Origin of the sequence: Streptomyces venezuelae (assembly GCF_008642295.1) — a bacterium.
Lineage (GTDB): Bacteria > Actinomycetota > Actinomycetes > Streptomycetales > Streptomycetaceae > Streptomyces > Streptomyces venezuelae_C.
The window spans coordinates 3,050,690-3,072,533 of sequence record NZ_CP029190.1 but is presented as its reverse complement, the minus strand read 5'-3'; the positions used below and the strand labels follow the sequence as shown (position 1 = coordinate 3,072,533).

The window sequence follows — 21,844 nt, the reverse complement described above, 5'->3', positions numbered from 1 at the left end:
ACCACCGACGTGGCCACCTTCCTCTACCGACTCGGCAAGGGTGCCTTCCGGCGCCGCCGCTGGGTCGCACTTCTCTGGGTGGCGCTGCTGTTCCTCGCCGGCTTCGGCGCGGCTTCGGCGTCCACACCTACCTCAAGCTCCTTCTCCATGCCGGGCACGGAGGCCCAGAAGGCCTTCGACCTGCTCGAGGAGCGCTTCCCGGCGCTCGCCGCCGACGGTGCGACCGCCCGTGTGGTGATCAAGGCCCCGGACGGCCAGAAGGTCACCGACCCGGCGGCCAAGGGCGAGGTCCAGAAGATCGTCGCGGACCTGAAGTCCGGCTCGGACCAGATCGCCACGGTCGACGACCCGTACCAGGTCCAGGCCGTCAGCCAGGACGGCACCACCGCGTACATCACGACCAAGTACAAGGTCGACGCGATGGGGCTGACCGACAAGACCCGCGAGGCGCTCAAGGAGACCGGCAAGGACGCCCAGAAGTCCGGCCTGACCGTGGAGATCGGCGGTGACGCGCTCCAGACCATGCCGGAGAACGGCTCCGGCGAGGCCATCGGCATCATGGTCGCCGCGGTGGTCCTGGTCATCACCTTCGGCTCTCTGATCGCGGCCGGTCTGCCGCTGCTGACCGCGCTGATCGGCGTCGGCATCGGCATCTCCTCCATCACCGCGCTCGCCAATGTGCTCGACCTCGGCACCACCACCGGCACCCTCGCGATGATGATCGGCCTCGCCGTCGGCATCGACTACGCGCTGTTCATCGTCTCCCGCTACCGGGCCGAGCTCGCCGAGGGCCGGGAGAAGGAGGAGGCCGCCGGCCGCGCCGTCGGAACCGCCGGCTCCGCCGTGGTCTTCGCCGGTCTGACCGTGGTCATAGCCCTGGTCGGCCTGGCCGTGGTGAACATCCCGATGCTCACCAAGATGGGTGCGGCTGCCGCCGGCACCGTGGTCATCGCCGTCCTCGTGGCACTCACCCTGGTCCCGGCCATGATCGGCTTCGCGCAGAAGCGCGTCCTGCCGGCCGGGGAGCGCAGCCGGCTGTTCGGCGGCGGCAAGCCCAAGGCCGCCGGCGCCGAGGAGAAGCCGAACGGCGGCACCCGCTGGGCCCGCTTCGTGCTCCGCCGCCCGCTGGTGGTCCTGCTGCTCGGTGTGATCGGCCTCGGCACCATCGCGCTGCCGGTGAGCCAGCTGCAGATGGGCCTGCCCGACGAGGGCTCCCAGCCGGTCTCCACCACCCAGCGCCGCGCCTACGACCTGCTCTCCGAGGGCTTCGGCCCTGGCTTCAACGGCCCGCTGATGCTGGTCGTGGACGGCGACAAGGCCGCCGCGGACAAGGCGTCCGAGCAGGTCAAGGCCCTGAACGTGGCCGAGGCGGTGCTCCCGCCCACGCCCAACAAGGAGAAGGACGCCGACACCTGGATCATTACGGTGGTCCCCAAGGACCGTCCGTCCTCGGTCGCGACCGAGAACGTGGTCCACAAGATCCGCGAGGTCGCCGGGGACGAGGTGCTGGTCACCGGCCAGACCGCGATGAACATCGACTTCTCGCAGAAGATGGACGACGCGCTGCTGCCCTACCTGGCGCTCGTGGTCGGCCTGGCCTTCCTGCTGCTGATGATCGTCTTCCGCTCGATCCTGGTCCCGCTCAAGGCGGCCCTCGGCTTCCTGCTCTCGGTGGTGGCCGCCCTCGGCGCAGTCGTCGCGGTCTTCCAGTGGGGCTGGCTCGGCGGGCTCTTCGGGGTCGAGCAGCCCGGTCCGATCATGAGCATGATGCCGATCTTCATGGTGGGCGTGGTGTTCGGTCTGGCCATGGACTACGAGGTGTTCCTGGTCACCCGGATGCGTGAGGCGTACGTCCACGGCGAGCGCCCGGGCCAGGCCGTGGTCACCGGCTTCCAGTACGGCGCCCGGGTGGTCACCGCCGCCGCCGTGATCATGATCGCGGTGTTCGCCGGCTTCATCGGCTCCAGCGAGCAGATGGTCAAGATGATCGGCTTCTCGCTGGCCATCGCCGTCCTGTTCGACGCCTTCATCGTCCGCATGGCGATCGTGCCGGCGGTGCTGGCGCTGCTCGGACACCGTGCCTGGTGGCTGCCGAAGTGGCTGGACCGGGTGCTGCCCAATGTGGACGTGGAGGGCGAGGCGCTGCGCAAGCACCTCTCCGACCCGGCCGCCGGCGGTCCGGACCAGGACCGCAAGCTCGTCGAGGTCTGATCCAAGGTCTGATGCAAGGCCCGGCCCCGTACCCGAAGTCCTCGGGTACGGGGCCGGGCCCGTTCCGGCTAATGGGTGAGGGGGTCGTAGGTCCGGCGCAGGAAGCGGCGCAGTGCGGCGATGTCGAACTGCACCACGGCCACCCCTTCCGGCGAGTGGAACTCGACCACCGCCTGCACCCGGCCGCAGGGCCAGACCCGTACGTCGCCGCTCCCGGAGGGGGCCTGCAGGCCGGCCTCCAGCAGGGCGCGCGGGAAGACCCACTCGTTCTCGGTGCCCTCCGGGGACAGGCCCGCGGGGAAGACGATCCGTACGGCGAGGGGTTCGGCGGCGGTGAACCGCAGCGCCACCGGGATGGGCCGGTAGAGGGGGTCGTCGGTGATCACGCGGGCACGGACTCGCTCTTCGACGGCGGCGGTGGTGGCAGACATCGACCGGCTCCTCGCGTCATACAGCGCAAAAGCGGAATAAATCGCTCCGTATTGCTCTCCAGCCTCGCACATCCCCACGAAAGCGCGCCCTCGGTTTTGTGATGGGAGCGCTATTGCCAACGGTTTGCAACTGCCGACATGCTGGGAGAGATAAAGACTGTGTGAAGAAGCGGAGCGGACACACCATGCATGTACCCGACGGATTCATCGATGCACCCGTCTCCGTGGCGGCGGGCGTCGCAGCCGCCGGTGCCGTGGCCGTCAGCCTGCGCGGCGCCCGCCGGGAACTCGACGAACGGACCGCACCGCTGGCCGGCCTGGTCGCCGCCTTCATCTTCGCCGTCCAGATGCTCAACTTCCCGGTGGCCGCAGGCACCAGCGGCCACCTCCTCGGCGGTGCCCTGGCGGCGATGCTCGTCGGCCCCTTCACCGGCGTGCTCTGCGTCTCCGTGGTCCTGCTCATGCAGGGCGTCCTGTTCGCCGACGGCGGCCTGACCGCCCTCGGCGTGAACATCACGATCATGGGTGTGGTCACCGTGGTGGTCGCGTATGCGATCTTCCGCGGGCTGCTCGCCGTGCTGCCCCGCACCCGGGCCTCGGTCACCGCCGCCGCCTTCACCGGCGCGCTGGTCTCGGTGCCCGCGTCCGCCGCGGCCTTCACCCTGCTCTACGCCATCGGCGGCACCACCGACGTGCCGGTCGGCAAGGTGCTCACCGCCATGGTCGGCGTGCACGTCCTGATCGGCCTCGGCGAGGCCCTGATCACCGCCGCGACCGTGGGTGCCGTACTCGCCGTCCGGCCGGACCTGGTCCACGGCGCCCGGGGCCTGCGCACCCCGCTCAAGCTGCGGGTCGGCGGCGAACTCGTCGACGTACCTGCCGTACCCGCCGAACCGGCCGAACCGGCCGGGGCCCCGGCCGCCGGCGGTGCCCGGAAGCTGTGGGGCGCCGGCCTGGCCGCCGCCCTGCTGCTGGCCGGCTTCGTCTCCTTCTACGCCTCCGCCAGCCCCGACGGCCTGGAGAAGGTCGCCGCCGACAAGGGCATCGACGCCAAGGCCGACCAGTACGAGCACGCCACCGCCGGCTCCCCGCTCGCCGAGTACGGCGAGACCGAGGGCATCCCCGTCGGTGTCGCGGGCGTGATCGGCGTCGGCACCACCATCGCCGTCGGCACCGGGATCTTCTGGGTGGCGCGCAGCCGCCGCCAGGACTCCGAGCAGCCGTCGGCGGCCCAGCCCGAGACGGTCTGACCGTGGCGGCCGGACACAGCCACAAGCTCTACCGGCACGGACACTCGCCCGTGCACCGGCTGCCGGCCCACTGCAAACTCGCCGCCACCTTCGCCTTCGTCCTCGTCGTCGTGTCCACCCCGCGCGAAGCGGTGTGGGCCTTCGGCGCGTACGCGGCGCTGCTCGCCGGGGTCGCCGCGGTGGCCCGGATCCCGGCCGGCTTCCTGCTGCGGCGACTGGTGATCGAGATCCCGTTCGTCGGGTTCGCGGTCCTGCTGCCCTTCGTCGCGGAGGGCGAACAGGTCAAGGTGCTGGGGCTCTCGCTGTCCGTCTCCGGACTGTGGGGCGCCTGGAACATCCTGGCCAAGGGCACCCTCGGAGTGGCGGCCTCGGTGCTGCTTGCCTCCACCACCGAGCTGCGGGCGCTGCTGCTCGGACTCCAGCGCCTCAAGCTGCCGCCGCTGCTGGTCCAGATCGCCTCCTTCATGATCCGCTACGGTGACGTCATCGCCGACGAGCTGCGCCGGATGTCGGTGGCCCGGCGCTCGCGCGGCTTCGAAGCGCGCGGGATCCGCCACTGGGGGGTGCTGGCCAAGACCGCCGGCGCCCTGTTCATCCGCTCCTACGAGCGCGGCGAGCGGGTCTACCTGGCGATGGTCAGCCGGGGGTACGCCGGCTCCATGCCGGTGATCGACGAGGTGGCGGCCGGCCGTGCGCAGTGGGCGTATGCGGCCGTACTGCCGGTGGCGGCACTCGCCGTCTGTGTGATGGGTTGGACGATATGACCACAGCTGCCTCGATGGCTTCTTCGACGGCTCCCTCTCTTGAGGTCTCCGGCCTCGCCTACGCCTACCCGGACGGCCACCAGGCCCTGTTCGGGGTGGACCTGACCGTCGGGCGCGGCGAGCGGGTCGCCCTGCTCGGCCCCAACGGCGCCGGCAAGACCACCCTGGTCCTGCACCTCAACGGCATCCTCGGCGGCGGCGCCGGGTCGGTGACGGTGGCCGGCCTGCCCGTGGAGAAGCGGAACTTCGCCGAGATCCGGCGCCGGGTCGGCATCGTCTTCCAGGACCCCGACGACCAGCTGTTCATGCCGACGGTCCGCGAGGACGTGGCCTTCGGCCCGGCCGCGGCCGGGCTGCGCGGCGCCGAGCTGGAGGCGCGGGTCCGTACCGCCCTCGACCGGGTCGGCATGGCCGCCTTCGCCGACCGGCCCCCGCACCATCTGTCCTTCGGCCAGCGCCGCCGGGTGGCCGTCGCCACCGTCCTCGCCATGGAGCCCGAGATCCTGGTCCTGGACGAGCCCTCGTCCAATCTCGACCCGGCGTCCCGGCGGGAACTCGCGGAGATCCTGCGCTCGCTGGACGTGACCGTGCTGATGGTCACCCACGACCTGCCGTATGCGCTGGAGCTCTGCCCGCGCTCGGTGATCCTCGGCGAGGGAGTGATCGCCGCGGACGGCCGCACCCAGGATCTGCTGTGTGACGAGGACCTGATGCGGGCCCACCGGCTGGAACTGCCGTTCGGCTTCGACCCGCGCTCGGTGGCGGTGGCGTGAGCGCGCTGACATGAGCGCGGTGGCATAAGCGGAGTCCGCGGCTTGTTGGACCGCCCGTGGACAACGTGAACATCCAGGGTGTGGTGGCGGAGGGCTTCGAGCCCGTGCGGGACGCGTTCGCGCGGAACTTCGAGGTGCTCGGGGACCGGGGCGCGGCGGTGGCCGTGTACCGGGACGGCCGCAAGGTCGTGGACCTGTGGGGCGGCACCAAGGATGCCGACGGTGGCCCCGGCGGCGAGCCGTGGGCCGAGGACACCGCGGTGGTGGTCCGCTCGGCGACCAAGGGCGTGGCCGCCGCGGTGCCGCTGCTGCTGCACCAGCGCGGGCTGCTGGACCTGGCCGCTCCCGTGGCCTCGTACTGGCCGGAGTTCAAGGCCGGCGGCAAGGAGCGCACCCTGGTCGCGGACCTGCTCGCGCACCGGGCCGGCGTTCCGGCGCTCGACCGGCCGCTGACGGCCGCGGAGGCTGCGGACGGCACCTCCGGGGCGCGTGCGGTCGCCGGGCAGCAGGCCTTCTGGGAGCCCGGCACCGCGCACGGCTACCACGCGCAGACCTACAGCTGGCTGCTGTCCGAGCTGGTGCTGCGGGTGACCGGGCGCACGGTCGGCACCTGGCTCGCGGAGGAGATAGCCGAGCCGCTCGGCCTCGACTTCTGGATCGGCCTGCCGGAAACGGAGGCGCACCGGGTGGGCCGGGTGGCGCCGGTGGAGCCGCCGGAGAAGGCGGGGATGTTGCAGACCCGGCCGCGGAGAAACGTTTCGGAGGCGTATGCGGACCCCGGTTCGCTGACCCGGCGGGCGTTTGCGGCGATCGATCCGCTGCCGGACGAGAACGACCCGGCCTGGCGGGCGGCCGAACTGCCCGCTTCGGCCGGCATCGGTACGGCGCGGGCGCTGGCCCGCTTCTACGCGGCGACGATCGGGGTGGTCGAGGACGGCGCCCGGATCTTCACCCCGGCGATCACCGCCCGGGCGGGCGCAGAGCTGTCCGCCGGCCCGGACCGGGTGCTGGTCGTCCACACCCGCTTCGGCCCCGGCTACATGCTGCACGGCCCGGCCTCCCCGCTGCTGTCCCCGGCCTCCTTCGGCCATCCGGGCCGGGGCGGCTCACTGGCCTTCGCGGACCCGGAGGCGGGGATCGGCTTCGGCTACACCACCAACGCGCTGGCGAAGTCGGTCACGGCAGACCCCCGCGCCCAGTCCCTGATCCGCGCCCTCCGCACGTCCCTGTAACCCCGGCCATGCCCTGCGGGGCGCTGGGCGGCTGTTCGGGCCGGGTTCTGCTCGGGGCGGTCAGGTCGGGCGGCGGCGTTCGGCCCGGCCGGGCCGGTCCGCCCGGGCTCGCCGGGCGGGGTACGGCCGGCCGGCGCGAGCACCGGTCCGGGCGGCGGCTAGCCTGCGCGGAGGATGGTGGCCACCAAGGGGCCTGCCGCTTCGCCGCCGTGGCCGCCGGCTTCGACCATGGCCGCCGCCGCCACGTCCCCCGCGTAGCCGGTGAACCAGCTGTCCGGGCTGGTGCCCTCGCCGCCGACCTCCGCCGAGCCGGTCTTCGCGCCCTTGTCCCCGCCGACCGAGGCCATCGCCTCGGCCGCGGTGCCACCGGGGGCCGCCGTCCGCCGGAGCATCTGCACCAGCTGCTGGTGCACCGCCGGCTTCATCCGGCGCTCCGCCTGCGCGATCGGCCGGTTGTCCAGATCGGCCGGCACGATCACCGGCTGCCGGAACACGCCCGTCTTCGCCGTCGCCGTGATCGACGCGATGTTCAGCGGGTTCATCTGGATCGCACCCTGGCCGATGTACTCGGCCGCCGCCGCCGGACCCGAGGTCTCCGGGACCACGCCGTCCCAGGACGCGACCCCGGTCTTCCAGTTGTCCAGGCCGATGCCGAAGACCTCGCGTGCCTCGCGCGGCAGCGCCCCGTTGTCGTCCACCTCGTCGATCTTCCCGATAAAGGCGGTGTTGCAGGACTTGGCGAAGCTGGTGGCGAAGGGCTGGCCGGTCAGCGAGAAGCCCTTCAGGTTCGTGAAGACCTTCCCGTCCCAGGACACGCTCGGCTCGCACGGGGCCACCTTGTCCGCCGCGACCAGCCCCCGGTCCAGCAGCATGGCCGCCGACACGATCTTCATCGTGGAGCCGGGCGCCCGCATCCCCTGCATCGCCGCGTTGAACCCGTCCTTGCGGTTGTTGGCGACGGCCAGGATGTCCCCCGTGCTCGGCTTGATGGCCACCACCGAGGATTCCGGATACTTCTTCACCGCCTGCTCGGCCGCCGCCTGCACCCCCGCGTCCAGCCGGGTCCGGATCGTCCCCGGCTTGCCCTCGACCAGGGTCAGCAGGGTCCGCTTCGGTGCGTCCTGGGCGGCCGGCTCGATTCACAGCTCCGCACCGGAGGTGCCGCCGGCCTGGTCCCCGTACGTCTTGCGCAGCTGGTCGAGCACCGGCCGCAGTGAGGGGTACTTCTCCGGGCTGAGCTCCTTGCCGTTCCGGTCCACCGCCGTGACCGGCGGGGCCGCCGGGGTGCCCGCGCGCAGCGACTCGTCCTTCTGCAGCTGCGGGTGGAGCACCGAGGGCTGCCAGTCCACCAGCGCCTTGCCGGTGGTCATCCCGCGCACCACGGTGAGCTGGGAGCTGTACGCCAGCGGCTTGGTGGTGCCCTCGTAGGTGACCTCGGCCGCGACCGTGAACGGGACCGTGGCCCCGGCCGCCTTGCCCGGGGTGATCACCGCCTTGGAGACGTACGCCTTGGCCTTGAACCCGGCCACCGCAGGCTGCGCCGCCTGCGCGTTGTTCGTCAGGTCGGCCGCCGCCCGCTCGTCCCCGGCGGCCCAGGCCGCCAGGAACGCCTTGGCGGTCTGCTCGACCTCCTTGGCGCTCGGCGGGCCGCTGCCCACCGCTGCCGGGCGGTTGCCGTCTGCGGCCTGCTGGATGTTCACCGAATCGTCCGAGACCAGGGCGAACACCCCGTACCCGGCCCCGCCCACCATCGCCAGGAACACCCCGCCGACGATGGCCCCCTTGGCCGCCCCGTTCACGACAGTCCCCTCCCCAGGAGTCACAACAGTCTGAACATGTTCAATCAGTTGGGCCTGGGTGTCCAGCCTTATCGGTGGCCCGCGTGCTCAGCGCGGCGACGACCTCGTCGTCCTCGCGCTCCCCGGTGAGGGTGAAGCCGATCGACTCGTACAGGTGCGCGGCCGAGGTGTTGTCCGGATGGTAGGAGAGGCGTACCTCCCGGAAACCGGGGCGCTCCGACAGCCACCGCGCCAGGACGCGGACCGCGGCACGGCCCACGCCCTTGCCCTGTTCGGAGGCGTCGACGACCATGCCGCCGATCCAGTGGCTGCCGTCACCGTCGTCGTACGCCCACATCACATGGCCGACCACCGCGTCATCGGCCGTCACGGCCAGCGAGTTCCAGTCCCCGCCGCGCCAGGAGAGCAGCAGATAGCGGGCCGCCAGCGCGGCGACGAAACGGCGTTGGTCGTCCCGGGGCGCGATGTCGGCGACGGCTCGCCAGTTTTCGTCCGTCACCCCGGCCAGGCCTATCGCCCGGCCCGCCCGGTCCGTGAAGCCATATTCGATCATGTTGTCCGCGCCCCCCGCAGTTGGTGATCTTGACGAGATCGTAGGGCTAGACCCAGGTGTCCAGCCACATGCGGTTGCGCCAGGACTCCATCGGCAGGGTCTCGCCGGTGTAGATCGGCCAGAAGTACACGAAGTTCCAGATGATCAGCAGGACCAGGACGCCCGCCCCGATGGCGCCCAGCGTGCGCCGCCGTTCGGAGGATCCGGCCGGGCCCAGCAGGGCACCCACCAGCATCGCCACCGCCAGGCAGAGGTACGGGACGAACACCACCGCGTAGAAGTAGAAGATGGTCCGCTCCTGGTAGTTGAACCAGGGCAGGTAGCCGGCGGCCACCGCGCAGGCGATCGCGCCCGCGCGCCAGTCGCGGCGGAAGGCCCACCGCCACAGCACGTAGAGCAGCGCGAAGCAGGCCGTCCACCACAGCAGCGGGGTGCCCAGGGCCAGGACCTCGCGGGCGCACTTGGCCGTCTCGGTGGCCGGGCAGCCGGCCGTGCCGGGGTCGGGGGACTCGTAGAAGTAGGACACCGGCCGGCCCAGGACCAGCCAGCTCCACGGGTTCGATTCGTACGTGTGGCCGTCGGTCAGGCCGACGTGGAAGTTGTAGACCTCCACCTCGTAGTGCCACAGGCTGGTCAGCCAGTCCGGCAGCCAGGACACCCCGCCCTGCTTGGCCGACCAGTCGCGGAAGTAGCCGCCCTTGCCGTTGTCCGGGCTGAGGATCCAGCCCGCCCAGGAGGCCACGTACACGCCGAGGGCGACCGGCACGGTGGACAGGAACGCCGGGAGGGCGTCACGGCGCAGCATCGCCGCGTACGGGGTGCCCGCGCCCGCGACCCGGCGGGCCGAGGCGTCCCACAGCACCGTGAGGATGCCGAAGAAGGCGAGGACGACGAGGCCGTTCCACTTGGTGCCGAAGGCCAGGCCGAGGCAGACGCCCGCGACCAGCCGCCACGGCCGCCAGCCCAGGAAGTACCCCAGACGGAGGGTTTCCGCGATCGCCGCGTCCGGCCGGGTCCGGCCCTCCTCGTCCACCGGCAGGGCGGCGGCGAGCCGGGCCCGTGCCGCGTCCCGGTCGATGAGCAGCGCTCCGAAGGCACCCAGGACAAAGAACATCAGCACCAGGTCGAGCAGCGCGGTGCGGCTCATCACCAGGTGCAGGCCGTCGACCGCCAGCAGCAGGCCCGCCAGGCAGCCCAGGAAGGTGGAGCGGAACAGCCGCCGCCCGATCCGGCACAGCATCAGCACGGACAGGGTGCCGAGCACGGCGGTCATGAACCGCCAGCCGAACGGGTCGAACCCGAACATCCACTCGCCGAGGCCGATCACCCACTTGCCGACCGGCGGATGGACCACGTACCCCGGCTCCAGCGGCAGCGGCACCCCGTCCGGATTGGCGATGATCGACTTGTCGATGTCCTTGGGCCAGCTCGCCTCGTAGCCCTGCCGGATCGTCGCCCACGCGTCCTTCGCGTAGTACGTCTCGTCGAATATCACCGTCTTGGGGCTGCCCAGGTGCCAGAACCGCAGCAGGCCGGCGACCAGCGCCACCAGCAGCGGACCCGCCCAGGCCAGCACCCGGTTGACGGTGCCGGCCGCCTCCTGCGGAACCTTCAGCGCCAGCCACAGCTGGGCGGACGGTCTGGCGTACGGCGGCACCAGGCGCGCGCGTACGTCGTCCCGGTGGGGCGGGTTGGGCGCGTGGGGCTCGGTGAGCGTCGCGGTACTGGTCACCGGAGCATCGTAGGGAACGGTCCTGTGCGAACCCCAGCACCGGGTGGCCCCGGGGTGCGGGCTGAGAGGATGGGCGGGTGACCGTTACGCAGCCCAGCCAGCCCACCCACCCCGGCGGCCAGTCCGGTGGCCCCGGCGTCCTCGTCCTCGCCGGAACGCCCATCGGCGACCTCGCGGACGCGCCGCCCCGGCTCGCCACCGAGCTCGCCGGAGCCGATGTGATCGCGGCCGAGGACACCCGGCGGCTGCGCCGGCTCACCCAGGGCCTGGGCGTGCACACCACCGGCCGGGTGGTCTCGTACTTCGAGGGCAACGAGTCGGCCCGCACCCCCGAACTCGTCGAAGCGCTGGAAGCCGGGGCCCGGGTGCTGCTGGTGACCGACGCGGGCATGCCCTCGGTCTCCGACCCCGGCTACCGGCTGGTCGCCGCCGCCGTCGCGAAGGACATCAGGGTGACGGCGGTGCCCGGCCCGTCCGCCGTGCTGACGGCGCTGGCGCTGTCCGGCCTCCCGGTGGACCGGTTCTGCTTCGAGGGCTTCCTGCCCCGCAAGGCCGGCGAGCGCCTGGGCCGGCTCCGGGAGGTCGAGGGCGAGCGGCGCACGCTCGTCTACTTCGAGGCCCCGCACCGGCTGGACGACACCCTGGCGGCCATGGCCGAGGTGTTCGGCGCGGACCGCCGGGCGGCCGTCTGCCGCGAGCTGACCAAGACCTACGAGGAGGTCAGGCGCGGCGGCCTCGGCGAGCTGGCCGAATGGGCCGCCGACGGGGTGCGCGGTGAGATCACCGTCGTGGTCGAGGGCGCCCCGGAGGCGGCGCCGGGCGAGGTGGACGCCGCGGAACTGGTACGCCGGGTGCAGGTGCGCGAGGAGGCGGGGGAGCGGCGCAAGGAGGCCATCGCGGCGGTCGCCGCCGAGGCCGGCCTTCCCAAGCGGGAGGTCTTCGATGCGGTGGTGGCGGCAAAGAACGCGGCACAAAAGGTGCCGTAAGTCGGTAAAGGGCTAACCTGAAAGGCAAAGCCCGGACAAGCTCAGACCCCCCACCGGGCGCTTTGGGGAATGAATCGCCCAAAGACCGTCCAACAGTCGACAGGGCCTGATGCGCTCCCCGCCGGAGAGGCGTCCACTGGTGAGGACACCAGCGGAACAAGAGGAGCTGGCATGAGCGAGATCGCCCACCCCCCTGTCACGGCCGCCACGGCACCCACGGCGGCTCCGGCGGCCCCCACCCCGGCGGCTTCCGGGCCCCTGTTCTCCGCCCCCGTGGGGACGGTCCGCGAGGCCTATTCCTTCGCCTGTATGCGGTGCGGATACGGCTGGGAGCAGTCCTACGACATAGAGCACCACACCGACGGCAAGGGCCAGCCGTTCATCATCCACCGGGTCGAGGGGGAACGGGTGCCGTCACCCCTCTCCAACCCCACCTGCCACAACTGCGGCGGGCACGTGGTCCGGATCATGCGGGAGGGGCAGGTCTCCGCCGTACTCGGCATGATCGACCAGCTCTACCACCACCGGATCGCCCCCGGGATCGCCGGCCCGGTGCCGGCCGGGGCCGATGTGCCGCGCCCGCCGAAGCAGCGCAAGGCGGCGGCCCGGACCCACGATGCGCCGGGACCGGTGGCCATCGACCCGGACGAGCGGACCGGCTGGTTCGCCCGCCTCAAGGCACGGCTGAGCCGGTCATAAGATCGGCCGTATGAGCCCCAGCACTGACGAGATGCCGCCGCTGCCCGAACCGCTCCGGGTGGCGGTGGCCGATTCCCACACCCACCTGGACATGCAGCGCGACTCGGTGGAGGAGGGCCTGCGCAAGGCCGCCTCGGTCGGCGTGACCACCGTGGTCCAGGTCGGCTGCGACCTGAAGGGCTCCCGGTGGGCGGCCGAGACCGCCGCCGCGTACGAGAACGTCCACGCGGCGGTCGCCCTTCACCCGAACGAAGCCCCGCGGATCGTGCACGGGGATCCGGACGGTTGGTCGCGGCAGGGGGCCCGGGCCGGCGGCGGGCAGGCCGCGCTGGACGACGCCCTCGCCGAGATCGAGTTGCTGGCCGCGCTGCCGCAGGTCAAGGCGGTCGGCGAGACGGGCCTGGACTACTTCCGCACCGGACCGGAGGGCATGGCCGCACAGGAAGCCTCCTTCCGGGCGCACATCGAGATCGCCAAGCGGCAGAGCAAGGCACTTGTGATCCACGACCGGGAGGCCCACGCCGACGTGCTGCGCATCCTCCGCGAGGAGGGCGCACCGGAGCGCACCGTCTTCCACTGCTACTCCGGGGACGCCGGCATGGCGCGCGAATGCGCCGCCGCCGGCTACTACCTGTCCTTCGCCGGGACCGTCACCTTCAAGAACGCCCAGCCGCTGCGGGACGCGCTCGCCGTGACCCCGCTGGAGCGGGTCCTGGTCGAGACGGATGCGCCGTACCTGACCCCGGCGCCGTACCGCGGACGGCCCAACGCGCCGTACCTGATTCCGCTCACGGTCCGGGCCATGGCCGCGGTCCGCGGCATCGACGAGGACGCGATGGCCACGGCCCTGGCGGCCAACACGGCGCGGGCTTTCGCCTACTGACATCCGACACGCTGGGTAGCCACCCGGTTTTCCTGTGTGACCATCGCTCCGCTAGTGTCCCGTGCCCGAACCAGGGCCGGCCGGACCAGTGGAGCGAGCGTCGTGAGCGATACCCAGCCGTACACGGACACGTACGCCGATCCGTACCGCGATCCGGACCCGTACGCACAGCCGTACCCCGGCGCGCCCGCCGCGGGCTACCCCGATCCGTATGCCGACCCGTATCCCGACCGCGACCCGTATCCCGGTCCGTACGCCGACCGGTACACCGAGGGGTACGCCGATCCGTACGGCGGCCCCTACGGCGGCCCGGAAGCGCTGCCCGACACCCTGCCCTCCGCCGTCCTGCCGGACACCCTGCCGGACCCGGTGCCGAACGGCCTCCCCGGTCCGCGCGCCGGCCGCCGCCGCAAACCCCCCGCCGCCGGCTCCGCCGCCCCGGTCCCCGCCCCCGCCCCGGCCCCCGGCGGCCGGGCCGCCGCCCGGGCCCGACGGGGCGGGGCCGGCGGCGGCACCGACGGCTGGCGGCGGATCGTCCCGCAGGCCCTGGTCGTCGCCTTCCTCGCCGGCGGCACCTCCGCCTTCGTCGCCGCCGACAAATCCGTCCACCTCACCGTGGACGGGGTCCCCCGCACCCTCCACACCTTCGCCGACGACGTCGGTGAACTGCTCCGGCGGGAAGGCGTCGGCGTCGGCGTCCACGACCTGGTGGCCCCGGCCCGCACCGCCGACCTCGACGACGGCGACGAGATCGTCGTCCGCTACGGCCGCCCGCTCCGCCTCACCCTCGACGGCGAGCACCGCGAGCTGTGGACCACCGCCGACACCGTCGAAACCGCCCTCCGCCAGCTCGGCGTGCGCGTCGAAGGGGCCCACCTCTCCGCCCCCCGCACCGCCCCCGTGCCGCGCAGCGGACTCGCCCTGAACGTCCGCACCGAGCGCAGCGTGACCTTCATGGCCGACGGCCGCGAACGCACCATCCGCACCAATGCGGCCACCGTCCGGGAAGCCCTCGACCAGGCCGGGATCGGCCTCAACGGGCAGGACACCACCTCGGTGCCCCCCGACTCCTTCCCGCGCGACGGCCAGACCGTCACCGTGCTGCGGATCACCGGCAGCCGGGAGGTCCGCGAGGAGCAGATCCCCTACGAGACGAAGAAGGTCAGGGACCCGGGCCTGTTCGCCGGCACCGAGGTCGTCGAACGGGCCGGCCGGCCCGGTGCCCGCCGGGTCACCTTCGCCCTGCGGACCGTCAACGGAGTCCGGCAGAAGCCCCGCCGGATCGCCGAGGAGACGGTCCGGGAACCCGTCGACGCCCTGATCAAGGTCGGCACCAGGCCGCTGCCCAGCTCCGTCGACGGAGCCGACGGCCTCAACTGGGGCGCCCTCGCCCACTGCGAGTCCGGCGGCCGGCCCGCCGCCACCGACCCGTCCGGCACCTACGGCGGCCTCTACCAGTTCGACGTACGCACCTGGCAGGGCCTCGGCGGCAGCGGCCGGCCCCAGGACGCGAGCGCCGCCGAGCAGACGTTCCGGGCCAAGAAGCTCTACGTGCAGCGGGGGGCGAGTCCGTGGCCGCACTGCGGCCGTAGGCTTTACCGGTGAGCACCACTGAGCCCCCCGCGACGCCCGAAGCCAACGAAGCCCCCGACACGGCTGCCGACGCCCTCCTCGGGCCCGCCGACATCCGCGAACTCGCCGCGGTGCTCGGCGTGCGCCCGACGAAGCAGAAGGGCCAGAACTTCGTCATCGACGCCAACACCGTGCGCCGGATCGTGCGCACCGCCGGGGTCCGCCCCGAGGACGTGGTCGTCGAGGTCGGACCGGGCCTCGGCTCCCTGACGCTCGCGCTGCTGGAGGCCGCCGCGCACGTCACCGCCGTCGAGATCGACGACATCCTGGCCGCCGCACTGCCCGCCACCATCGAGGCCCGGCTGCCGCAGCGCAAGGACAGCTTCGCGCTGGTCCACTCCGACGCCATGCTCGTGCAGGAGCTGCCCGGCCCGGCCCCCACCGCACTGGTCGCCAACCTCCCGTACAACGTGGCGGTGCCGGTCCTGCTGCACATGCTGGACCGGTTCCCGACCATCGAGCGCACCCTCGTCATGGTCCAGGCCGAGGTCGCCGACCGGCTCGCCGCCGGGCCCGGCAACAAGGTGTACGGCGTGCCCTCGGTCAAGGCCAACTGGTACGCGGAGGTCAAGCGGGCCGGTGCGATCGGCCGCAACGTGTTCTGGCCGGCCCCCAACGTCGACTCCGGGCTGGTATCCCTGGTCCGCCGCACCGAGCCGGTCAAGACCACCGCCACCAAGGCCGAGGTCTTCGCCGTGGTCGACGCCGCCTTCGCCCAGCGCCGCAAGACCCTGCGGGCCGCCCTGGCCGGCTGGGCGGGCTCCCCGGCCGCCGCCGAAGCGGCCCTGGTCGGCGCCGGGATCTCCCCGCAGGCCCGCGGCGAGGCCCTCACGGTCGAGGAGTTCGCGGCGATCGCCGAGCACAAGCCCGCTGCCGAGAGGCCCGCCCTGTGAGCCCCGACCGCCGCGTCACCGTACGCGTCCCCGCGAAGGTCAACGTCCAGCTGGCGGTGGGCGCCGCCCGCCCCGACGGCTTCCACGACCTGGCCAACGTCTTCCTCGCCGTCTCCCTCTACGACGAGGTCACCGCCACCCCGGCCGACTCCCTGCGCATCACCTGCGAGGGGCCGGACGCCGGCCAGGTCCCGCTGGACCGCACCAACCTGGCGGCCCGCGCCGCCGAGCTGCTCGCCGCCCGGCACGGCCTCGAACCCGCCGTCCACCTGCACATCGCCAAGAACATCCCGGTGGCCGGAGGCATGGCGGGCGGCAGCGCGGACGGCGCCGGCGCCCTGCTCGCCTGCGACACCCTGTGGGGCCTGGACACCCCGCGCGCCGATCTCCTCGACATCTGCGCCGAACTCGGCAGCGACGTCCCGTTCAGCCTGGTCGGGGCCGCCGCCCTCGGCACCGGCCGCGGCGAGCACCTCACCCCGCTCGAAGCGGGCACCTTCCACTGGGTGTTCGCCGTCGCCGACGGCGGCCTGTCCACCCCCGCGGTGTTCCGCGAGTTCGACCGCCTCACCGCCGGCACCGCCGTCCCCGAGCCGGCCGCCTCGCCCGCCCTCCTCGCGGCCCTGCGCTCCGGCGACCCGGACGCCCTGGCCGCGAACCTGGCCAACGACCTCCAGCCGGCCGCCCTCTCGCTGCGCCCGCAGCTGGCCGCCACCCTGGACGCCGGCCTCGGCGCGGGCGCCCTGGCCGCCCTGGTCTCCGGCTCCGGCCCCACCACGGCCTTCCTGGTCCGCGACCCGGAAGCCGCCCTCAAGGTGGCCGCCGCCCTGGAAGCCTCCGCCACCTGCCGCACCACCCGCACCGCCACCTCCCCGGCCCCGGGCGCGACCGTCCTGCTCCCGTGAACCCCGGCCCGGCCGGGCCCGCCGAGGCCAGGCTGAGGGCCGCGAGGCCGCCGTGTGAGCGGCGCCTGGGCAGCCGGGCCGTACGGCTCGGCTGAAGCCGGTACTCAGATCGGATATGAGTACCGGCACGGTGTCGGCGGCCAGGAGCGGCGCGCGAACGTGTCCGCATGGGACACACCACCGCCGAACTCGCCGCCGCCACACCCGCCGGGCGGGACCGGTACATCGATCTGCTGCGGGTCGCCTCGCTCGGGACCGTGGTGCTCGGGCACTGGCTGATGGCCGCCGTCAGCGCCGACGGGCAGATGGGGAACCTGCTCGCCGTGGTGCCCGGACTCCAGGTGCTCACCTGGGGGCTGCAGATCATGCCGGTGTTCTTCTTCGTCGGCGGGTTCTCGCACGCGCTGTCCTACCGGTCGCTGGTCCGGCGGCAGCCCGGCACCCCCGTCTACGCCGTGTTCCTGCGGGCCCGGCTGCAGCGGCTGCTGCGGCCCACCCTGGTGTTCGTCCTCGTCTGGGCCGTGCTCGCGCTCGGCATCCAGCTCGCCGGGGGCGGCAGCGGGCTCACCGGGGCCGCGCTGCGGGTGATCACGCAGCCGCTGTGGTTCATCGGGATCTACCTCGCCATGGTCGCCTTCACCCCGCCGCTGCTGAAGCTGCACGAGCGCTACGGGTGGGGGGCCTTCGGCGGGCTGGTCGCCGCCGCCGGGGCCGTGGACCTGCTGCGGTTCGCCGCCGGGGCGCCGTACGTGGAATTCCTCAACTTCGCCTTCGTCTGGCTCGCCGTGCACCAGCTCGGCTTCCTGCGGGCCGACGGAAGGATCACCCGGCCCGCCGCCCTCGCCGCCGCCGGGCTCGCCGGGGCCGTGCTGCTGGTGACTCTCGGGCCGTACCCGCTCTCCATGGTCGGGATGCCCGGGGAGAAGGTGTCCAACATGGCACCGCCCACCTTCGCCCTGCTCTGCCACGGCCTGTGGCTGACCGGCGCCGTCGAGCTGCTCCGGCGGCCCGCCGCCGCCCTGCTGGCCCGCCCCCGGGTGTGGCGTACCGTCGTCGCCGCCAACGGCATCGCCATGACCGCCTTCCTCTGGCACCTCACCGCCATGCTCGCCGTGTACGCCGCACAGCTCGCCCTCGGCCTCGCCCTGCCGGAGCCCGCCACCGCCGCCTGGTGGGCCCAGGTCCCCGTACGGCTCGTGCTGGCCGCGCTCGGCACCGCCGCCCTCGTCGCCCTGTTCCGCCGGTTCGAGGCGCCGGCCGGCAGCCGCCCCGCCCCCGGCTCCGGCCCGCTCTCCGCCCTCGGCATCGGCCTCTGCCTGTTCGGGGTCCTCGGGCTGTCCATGACCGGGCTCGGCGGGCTGCTGGAGGGCCGGACCGCCGTACTCGTCGCGGTCCCGGTCAGCGCCCCCCTCGCCGTCGGGATGGTGCTCGGCGGCTGGCTGCTCGTGGAGCGCTGCGGACCCGGCGGGAAGGTTAGGCTGAGGGGCTGATCCATCCCTTTCCCTGGAGCGCGTCTGATGGCCGTCAATCTGGTCAATGTCGAGGCAGTCAGCAAGGTGTACGGCACCCGTACCCTGCTCGACGGCATCTCCCTCGGCGTGTCCGAGGGGGACCGGATCGGTGTCGTCGGCCGCAACGGCGACGGCAAGACCACCCTCATCCGGATGCTCGCCAAGCTGGAGGAGCCCGACACCGGCCGGGTCACCCACACCGGTGGAGCCCGGATCGGAATCCTCACCCAGCATGACTCGCTCGACCCCGCCGCCACCATCCGGCACGAGATCATCGGCGATATGGCCGACCACGAGTGGGCCGGCAACGCCCGCATCCGGGATGTGCTGACCGGCCTGTTCGGCGGCCTCGACCTGCCTGGTTTCGGGCAGGGGCTCGACACCGTCATCGGGCCGCTCTCCGGCGGCGAACGCCGCCGCATCGCGCTCGCCAAGCTGCTCATCGCCGAGCCGGACCTGCTCGTCCTCGACGAGCCCACCAACCACCTCGACGTCGAGGGCATCTCCTGGCTGGCCCGCCACCTCCAGGAGCGCCGCTCCGCACTCGTCTGCGTCACGCACGACCGCTGGTTCCTGGACCAGGTCTGCACCCGCATGTGGGACGTCCAGCGCGGCGAGGTGCACGAGTACGAAGGCGGCTACAGCGACTACGTGTTCGCCCGCGCCGAACGCGAGCGGATCGCCGCCACCGAAGAGGCCAAGCGGCAGAACCTGATGCGCAAGGAGCTCGCCTGGCTGCGCCGCGGCGCCCCCGCCCGCACCTCCAAGCCCCGCTTCCGCATCGAGGCGGCCAACGAGCTCATCGCCGATGTGCCGCCGCCCCGCGACACCTCCGAGCTGATGAAGTTCGCCAACGCCCGGCTCGGGAAGACGGTGTTCGACCTGGAGAACGTCACCGTCACCGCCGGACCCAAGACCCTGCTCAAGCACCTCACCTGGCACCTCGGGCCCGGCGACCGGATCGGCCTGGTCGGCGTCAACGGCGCCGGCAAGACCTCGCTGCTGCGCGCCCTCGCCGAGGCCGCCCGCACCCAGGGGGAGACCCAGCCCGCGGCCGGCAGCGTCACCGTCGGCAAGACCGTCAGACTTGCCTATCTTTCCCAGGAGGTCGGCGAGCTCGACCCGTCCCTGCGGGTGCTGGAAGCCGTGCAGCGGGTCCGCGACCGGGTGGACCTCGGCAAGGGCCGCGAGATGACGGCGGGTCAACTGTGTGAGCAGTTCGGCTTCACGAAAGAGAAGCAGTGGACGCCGGTCGGCGACCTGTCCGGCGGCGAGCGGCGCCGGCTCCAGATCCTGCGGCTGCTGATGGACGAGCCCAATGTGCTCTTCCTCGACGAGCCCACCAACGACCTCGACATCGAGACCCTCACCCAGCTGGAGGACCTCCTCGACGGCTGGCCCGGCTCGATGATCGTCATCTCCCACGACCGGTTCTTCATCGAGCGGACCACCGACACGGTGATGGCGCTGCTGGGTGACGCCACCCTGCGCATGCTGCCGCGCGGCCTGGACGAGTACCTGGAACGGCGGCAGCGGATGGTCGAGGCCGCCGCCCCGGCGCCCGCACCGGCCGCCGCGCCGAAGTCCAGTGCCTCGGGCGACTCGCGCGCCGCGAAGAAGGAACTCCAGAAGATCGAGCGGCAGCTGAACAAACTGTCCGACCGGGAGTCCCAGCTGCACGCCCGGATCGCGGAGAACGCCACCGACTACGACAAGGTGGCCAAGCTCGACGCCGAGCTCCGGGAACTGCTTTCCGACCGCGACGAGTTGGAGATGCGCTGGCTGGAGCTGGCCGAGGAGGCCTGAGCCGGCGACATAACGGCGGCGTCACGGGCCGGTCCTCCCTTGGGAACAGGGGTGCGACCGGCCCGTCCGCTGTCGGGGCCGGGTGGTACAAAGGTCATCCCCCCACGACTCCTGACGCCGAAGGTATGCGCTGATGACGAACCCGCCCCCGGTTCCCGAGGGTTACGGGCACCTGCCCGGTCCGCCGCAACAGGGGTACGGGCACCCGCAGCCGGGCCCCAACCCGTACGCGGGGCAACCGCAGCAGCCGCAGCAGCCCCCGCAGCCGCAACAGCCCCCGCAGCCGCCGCAGTACGCGCAGCAGCCCGTGGGGTACGGGTACCCGCCGCCGATGCCGCCCGGCCCGCCGCCCGGCGCCGGTCACCCGGCCAAGCGGAAGACGACCATCCTGATCGCCGCCGCAGTGGCCGGCGTACTCGCCCTCGGTACCGGCGGGTTCTTCCTCTTCGCCGACGGCGAGGGCAAGAAGGAGCCCGTCGCCCAGCCGTCGTCGAGCGCGAGCGGCGACGCCAAGCCCGGCGCCCCGTCCCCGGACGCCTCGGTGGACGACGGCGACGGCAACGGCACCGGCCGCGCCGAGAACGAGGACCTCAACGCCGGCCGCAAGCCCGGCGAGGACAAGGTCCTCTGGCTGAAGACGAACGAGATCGAGCTGCCCGGCAGCGGCGCCGAGGGCCCCGCCCAGTGGGTGGTGGGCGACACCGTGGTCAAGGCCGTCTACAAATCCGTCACCGCCTATGGCGCGGCCGACGGAAAGCAGCGCTGGACCGTCTCCTTCCCCGCCGAGATCTGCGCCGCCACCGGCCAGGCCACGGCCGACGGCAAGACCGTCCTCATGTTCAAGAACGGCGAGTCCAGCAGCGCCGACTGCGACCAGATGAAGCAGGTCGACCTGAAGGCCGGCAAGGAGGGCTGGACGAAGGAGGTGCCCAAGGAGGGCGCCTTCGACATCATGAGCTCGCCCAGCCTGTCCATCACCGGGGACACCCTCGGCGTCAGCCGGCTCGGCAAGGCCAGCGCCTTCAAAATGAGCACCGGCGACAAGCTGTTCGGTCCCCCCGACCAGGGCTGCAAGCCCGACTCCCTGGCCGGCGGCGCCAAGCTGGTCGCGATCGCCGGCTGCGGCAACAACGCCGAGGAGCTGCAGGGCCTCGACCCGGCCACCGGAAAGGCCCTCTGGAACTACAAGTGGGCCGAGGGCTGGAACGTCAGCCGGGTGTACTCCACCGACCCGCTGGTCGTGGACGCGACCAAGAAGGCGACCAAGGAACGCGTCATCGCGGTCTTCGGCCCCGACGGCAAACTGCGCAGCCAGCTCACCGGCGAGGGCAAGTTCTCGGCCCGCTGCGGGATCTCCATCTTCTCCGGGCCGCAGGCCTGCACCGGTGTGGTGGTGGACGGCCCCGCCAACACCGTCTACCTGCCCACCGAGGGCGACTCCAACGAGATCGTCGCCTTCGACCTGGGCACCGGCAAGATCAAATGGCGGCACCCGGCCGGCCAGGGCCGCTCCGCGGTCCCGCTGAAGGCCGAGGGCGGCAACCTGATCGCCTACCTCGAGCCCGACTACGACAAGGGCGGCGAAGTGCTGTCCTTCCCGGCCGGCGGGGGCAAGCCGACCACCCTGCTGCGCAATCCCTCGGGCGTGGCCGCCCCGGTCGAGAACGGGTTCTTCAACCCGCAGATCGACTACGCCGGCGGCCGGCTCTTCCTCTCCGCGACGCGCCTGTCCGGCAGGAGCCAGGGTCCGGAGAAATTCCTGATGGTCTTCGGCAAGTGAACGA

Annotated in this window: 17 protein-coding genes and 1 pseudogene; 14 read left to right on the top strand and 4 right to left on the bottom strand. The window is 72.6% G+C overall.

What is annotated here, in order from left to right; all coding sequences use genetic code 11:
- Window positions 1-9 precede the first annotated feature (9 nt).
- On the top strand, window positions 10-2,211 hold the full coding sequence (locus DEJ50_RS13320) for an MMPL family transporter (protein WP_150212103.1): 2,202 nt from the start codon (window positions 10-12) through the stop codon (window positions 2,209-2,211).
- A gap of 68 nt (window positions 2,212-2,279) precedes the next feature.
- Here DEJ50_RS13320 and DEJ50_RS13315 read toward each other — a convergent pair whose 3' ends face one another.
- Window positions 2,280-2,642 carry an SsgA family sporulation/cell division regulator gene (locus DEJ50_RS13315; RefSeq protein WP_150208153.1) on the bottom strand — a complete coding sequence of 121 codons (363 nt, stop codon included), beginning with the start codon at window positions 2,640-2,642 and terminating at the stop codon, window positions 2,280-2,282.
- 185 nt (window positions 2,643-2,827) lie between these two features.
- On the opposite strand from DEJ50_RS13315, the gene DEJ50_RS13310 reads away from it, so the two are divergent.
- From DEJ50_RS13310 to DEJ50_RS13295, 4 genes are all read left to right on the top strand, one after another.
- On the top strand, window positions 2,828-3,892 hold the full coding sequence (locus tag DEJ50_RS13310; RefSeq protein WP_150208151.1) for an energy-coupling factor ABC transporter permease: 1,065 nt from the start codon (window positions 2,828-2,830) through the stop codon (window positions 3,890-3,892).
- A gap of 2 nt (window positions 3,893-3,894) precedes the next feature.
- Window positions 3,895-4,656, top strand: a complete 762-nt coding sequence (gene cbiQ / locus DEJ50_RS13305) for a cobalt ECF transporter T component CbiQ (RefSeq protein ID WP_150208149.1) — start codon at window positions 3,895-3,897, stop codon at window positions 4,654-4,656.
- A 14-nt stretch (window positions 4,657-4,670) separates the two neighbouring features.
- The gene (locus DEJ50_RS13300) at window positions 4,671-5,429 is read left to right on the top strand and encodes an energy-coupling factor ABC transporter ATP-binding protein (RefSeq protein ID WP_223837736.1); all 759 of its coding nucleotides are present in this window, start codon (window positions 4,671-4,673) and stop codon (window positions 5,427-5,429) included.
- A gap of 65 nt (window positions 5,430-5,494) precedes the next feature.
- Window positions 5,495-6,661 carry a serine hydrolase domain-containing protein gene (locus DEJ50_RS13295; RefSeq protein WP_150212102.1) on the top strand — a complete coding sequence of 389 codons (1,167 nt, stop codon included), beginning with the start codon at window positions 5,495-5,497 and terminating at the stop codon, window positions 6,659-6,661.
- 158 nt (window positions 6,662-6,819) lie between these two features.
- Here the strand turns inward: DEJ50_RS13295 and DEJ50_RS13290 are convergent.
- The 3 genes and pseudogenes from DEJ50_RS13290 to DEJ50_RS13280 form a co-directional block, all read right to left on the bottom strand.
- A pseudogene (locus DEJ50_RS13290) lies at window positions 6,820-8,460 on the bottom strand (penicillin-binding transpeptidase domain-containing protein).
- Window positions 8,461-8,500: 40 nt separating this feature from the next.
- Complete coding sequence (locus tag DEJ50_RS13285; RefSeq protein WP_150208146.1) at window positions 8,501-9,013, bottom strand: GNAT family N-acetyltransferase; 513 nt, start codon at window positions 9,011-9,013, stop codon at window positions 8,501-8,503.
- Between the two features lie 46 nt (window positions 9,014-9,059).
- Window positions 9,060-10,745 carry a dolichyl-phosphate-mannose--protein mannosyltransferase gene (locus DEJ50_RS13280; protein WP_150208144.1) on the bottom strand — a complete coding sequence of 562 codons (1,686 nt, stop codon included), beginning with the start codon at window positions 10,743-10,745 and terminating at the stop codon, window positions 9,060-9,062.
- A 77-nt stretch (window positions 10,746-10,822) separates the two neighbouring features.
- Here DEJ50_RS13280 and rsmI point away from each other — a divergent pair, with 77 nt between their 5' ends.
- The 9 genes from rsmI to DEJ50_RS13235 all read left to right on the top strand — a co-directional run bounded on the left by rsmI (window position 10,823) and on the right by DEJ50_RS13235 (window position 21,840).
- A complete protein-coding gene (rsmI, locus tag DEJ50_RS13275) occupies window positions 10,823-11,731 on the top strand; it encodes a 16S rRNA (cytidine(1402)-2'-O)-methyltransferase (protein ID WP_150208142.1) in 909 nt (302 codons plus the stop codon).
- Window positions 11,732-11,902: 171 nt separating this feature from the next.
- The gene (locus DEJ50_RS13270) at window positions 11,903-12,430 is read left to right on the top strand and encodes a hypothetical protein (protein ID WP_411757600.1); all 528 of its coding nucleotides are present in this window, start codon (window positions 11,903-11,905) and stop codon (window positions 12,428-12,430) included.
- Window positions 12,431-12,440: 10 nt separating this feature from the next.
- Entirely contained in the window at window positions 12,441-13,313 is an 873-nt protein-coding gene (locus DEJ50_RS13265) for a TatD family hydrolase (RefSeq protein ID WP_150208141.1), read from the top strand.
- A 102-nt stretch (window positions 13,314-13,415) separates the two neighbouring features.
- Window positions 13,416-14,918, top strand: a complete 1,503-nt coding sequence (locus DEJ50_RS13260; protein ID WP_150208139.1) for a resuscitation-promoting factor — start codon at window positions 13,416-13,418, stop codon at window positions 14,916-14,918.
- Window positions 14,915-15,838: a 16S rRNA (adenine(1518)-N(6)/adenine(1519)-N(6))-dimethyltransferase RsmA gene (rsmA, locus tag DEJ50_RS13255; RefSeq protein WP_150208137.1), complete on the top strand. Its 924-nt coding sequence runs from the start codon at window positions 14,915-14,917 to the stop codon at window positions 15,836-15,838. The genes DEJ50_RS13260 and rsmA overlap by 4 nt, the downstream gene beginning before the upstream one ends.
- Window positions 15,835-16,743: a 4-(cytidine 5'-diphospho)-2-C-methyl-D-erythritol kinase gene (locus DEJ50_RS13250; RefSeq protein WP_150208135.1), complete on the top strand. Its 909-nt coding sequence runs from the start codon at window positions 15,835-15,837 to the stop codon at window positions 16,741-16,743. The genes rsmA and DEJ50_RS13250 overlap by 4 nt, the downstream gene beginning before the upstream one ends.
- Window positions 16,744-16,910: 167 nt before the next feature.
- Window positions 16,911-18,233 carry an acyltransferase family protein gene (locus tag DEJ50_RS13245; protein ID WP_150208134.1) on the top strand — a complete coding sequence of 441 codons (1,323 nt, stop codon included), beginning with the start codon at window positions 16,911-16,913 and terminating at the stop codon, window positions 18,231-18,233.
- A 27-nt stretch (window positions 18,234-18,260) separates the two neighbouring features.
- Complete coding sequence (locus DEJ50_RS13240; RefSeq protein ID WP_150208132.1) at window positions 18,261-20,060, top strand: ABC-F family ATP-binding cassette domain-containing protein; 1,800 nt, start codon at window positions 18,261-18,263, stop codon at window positions 20,058-20,060.
- A gap of 133 nt (window positions 20,061-20,193) precedes the next feature.
- Complete coding sequence (locus DEJ50_RS13235; protein WP_150208130.1) at window positions 20,194-21,840, top strand: PQQ-binding-like beta-propeller repeat protein; 1,647 nt, start codon at window positions 20,194-20,196, stop codon at window positions 21,838-21,840.
- Window positions 21,841-21,844: the final 4 nt, after the last annotated feature.

Coding starts and splice junctions, on each gene's coding strand:
- DEJ50_RS13315 (WP_150208153.1), bottom strand. CDS start 2,642: ATGTCTGCCACCACCGCCGCCGTCGAAGAGCGAGTCCGTGCCCGCGTG.
- DEJ50_RS13310 (WP_150208151.1), top strand. CDS start 2,828: ATGCATGTACCCGACGGATTCATCGATGCACCCGTCTCCGTGGCGGCG.
- DEJ50_RS13300 (WP_223837736.1), top strand. CDS start 4,671: ATGGCTTCTTCGACGGCTCCCTCTCTTGAGGTCTCCGGCCTCGCCTAC.
- DEJ50_RS13285 (WP_150208146.1), bottom strand. CDS start 9,013: ATGATCGAATATGGCTTCACGGACCGGGCGGGCCGGGCGATAGGCCTG.
- DEJ50_RS13270 (WP_411757600.1), top strand. CDS start 11,903: ATGAGCGAGATCGCCCACCCCCCTGTCACGGCCGCCACGGCACCCACG.
- DEJ50_RS13265 (WP_150208141.1), top strand. CDS start 12,441: ATGAGCCCCAGCACTGACGAGATGCCGCCGCTGCCCGAACCGCTCCGG.
- DEJ50_RS13245 (WP_150208134.1), top strand. CDS start 16,911: ATGGGACACACCACCGCCGAACTCGCCGCCGCCACACCCGCCGGGCGG.
- DEJ50_RS13240 (WP_150208132.1), top strand. CDS start 18,261: ATGGCCGTCAATCTGGTCAATGTCGAGGCAGTCAGCAAGGTGTACGGC.
- DEJ50_RS13235 (WP_150208130.1), top strand. CDS start 20,194: ATGACGAACCCGCCCCCGGTTCCCGAGGGTTACGGGCACCTGCCCGGT.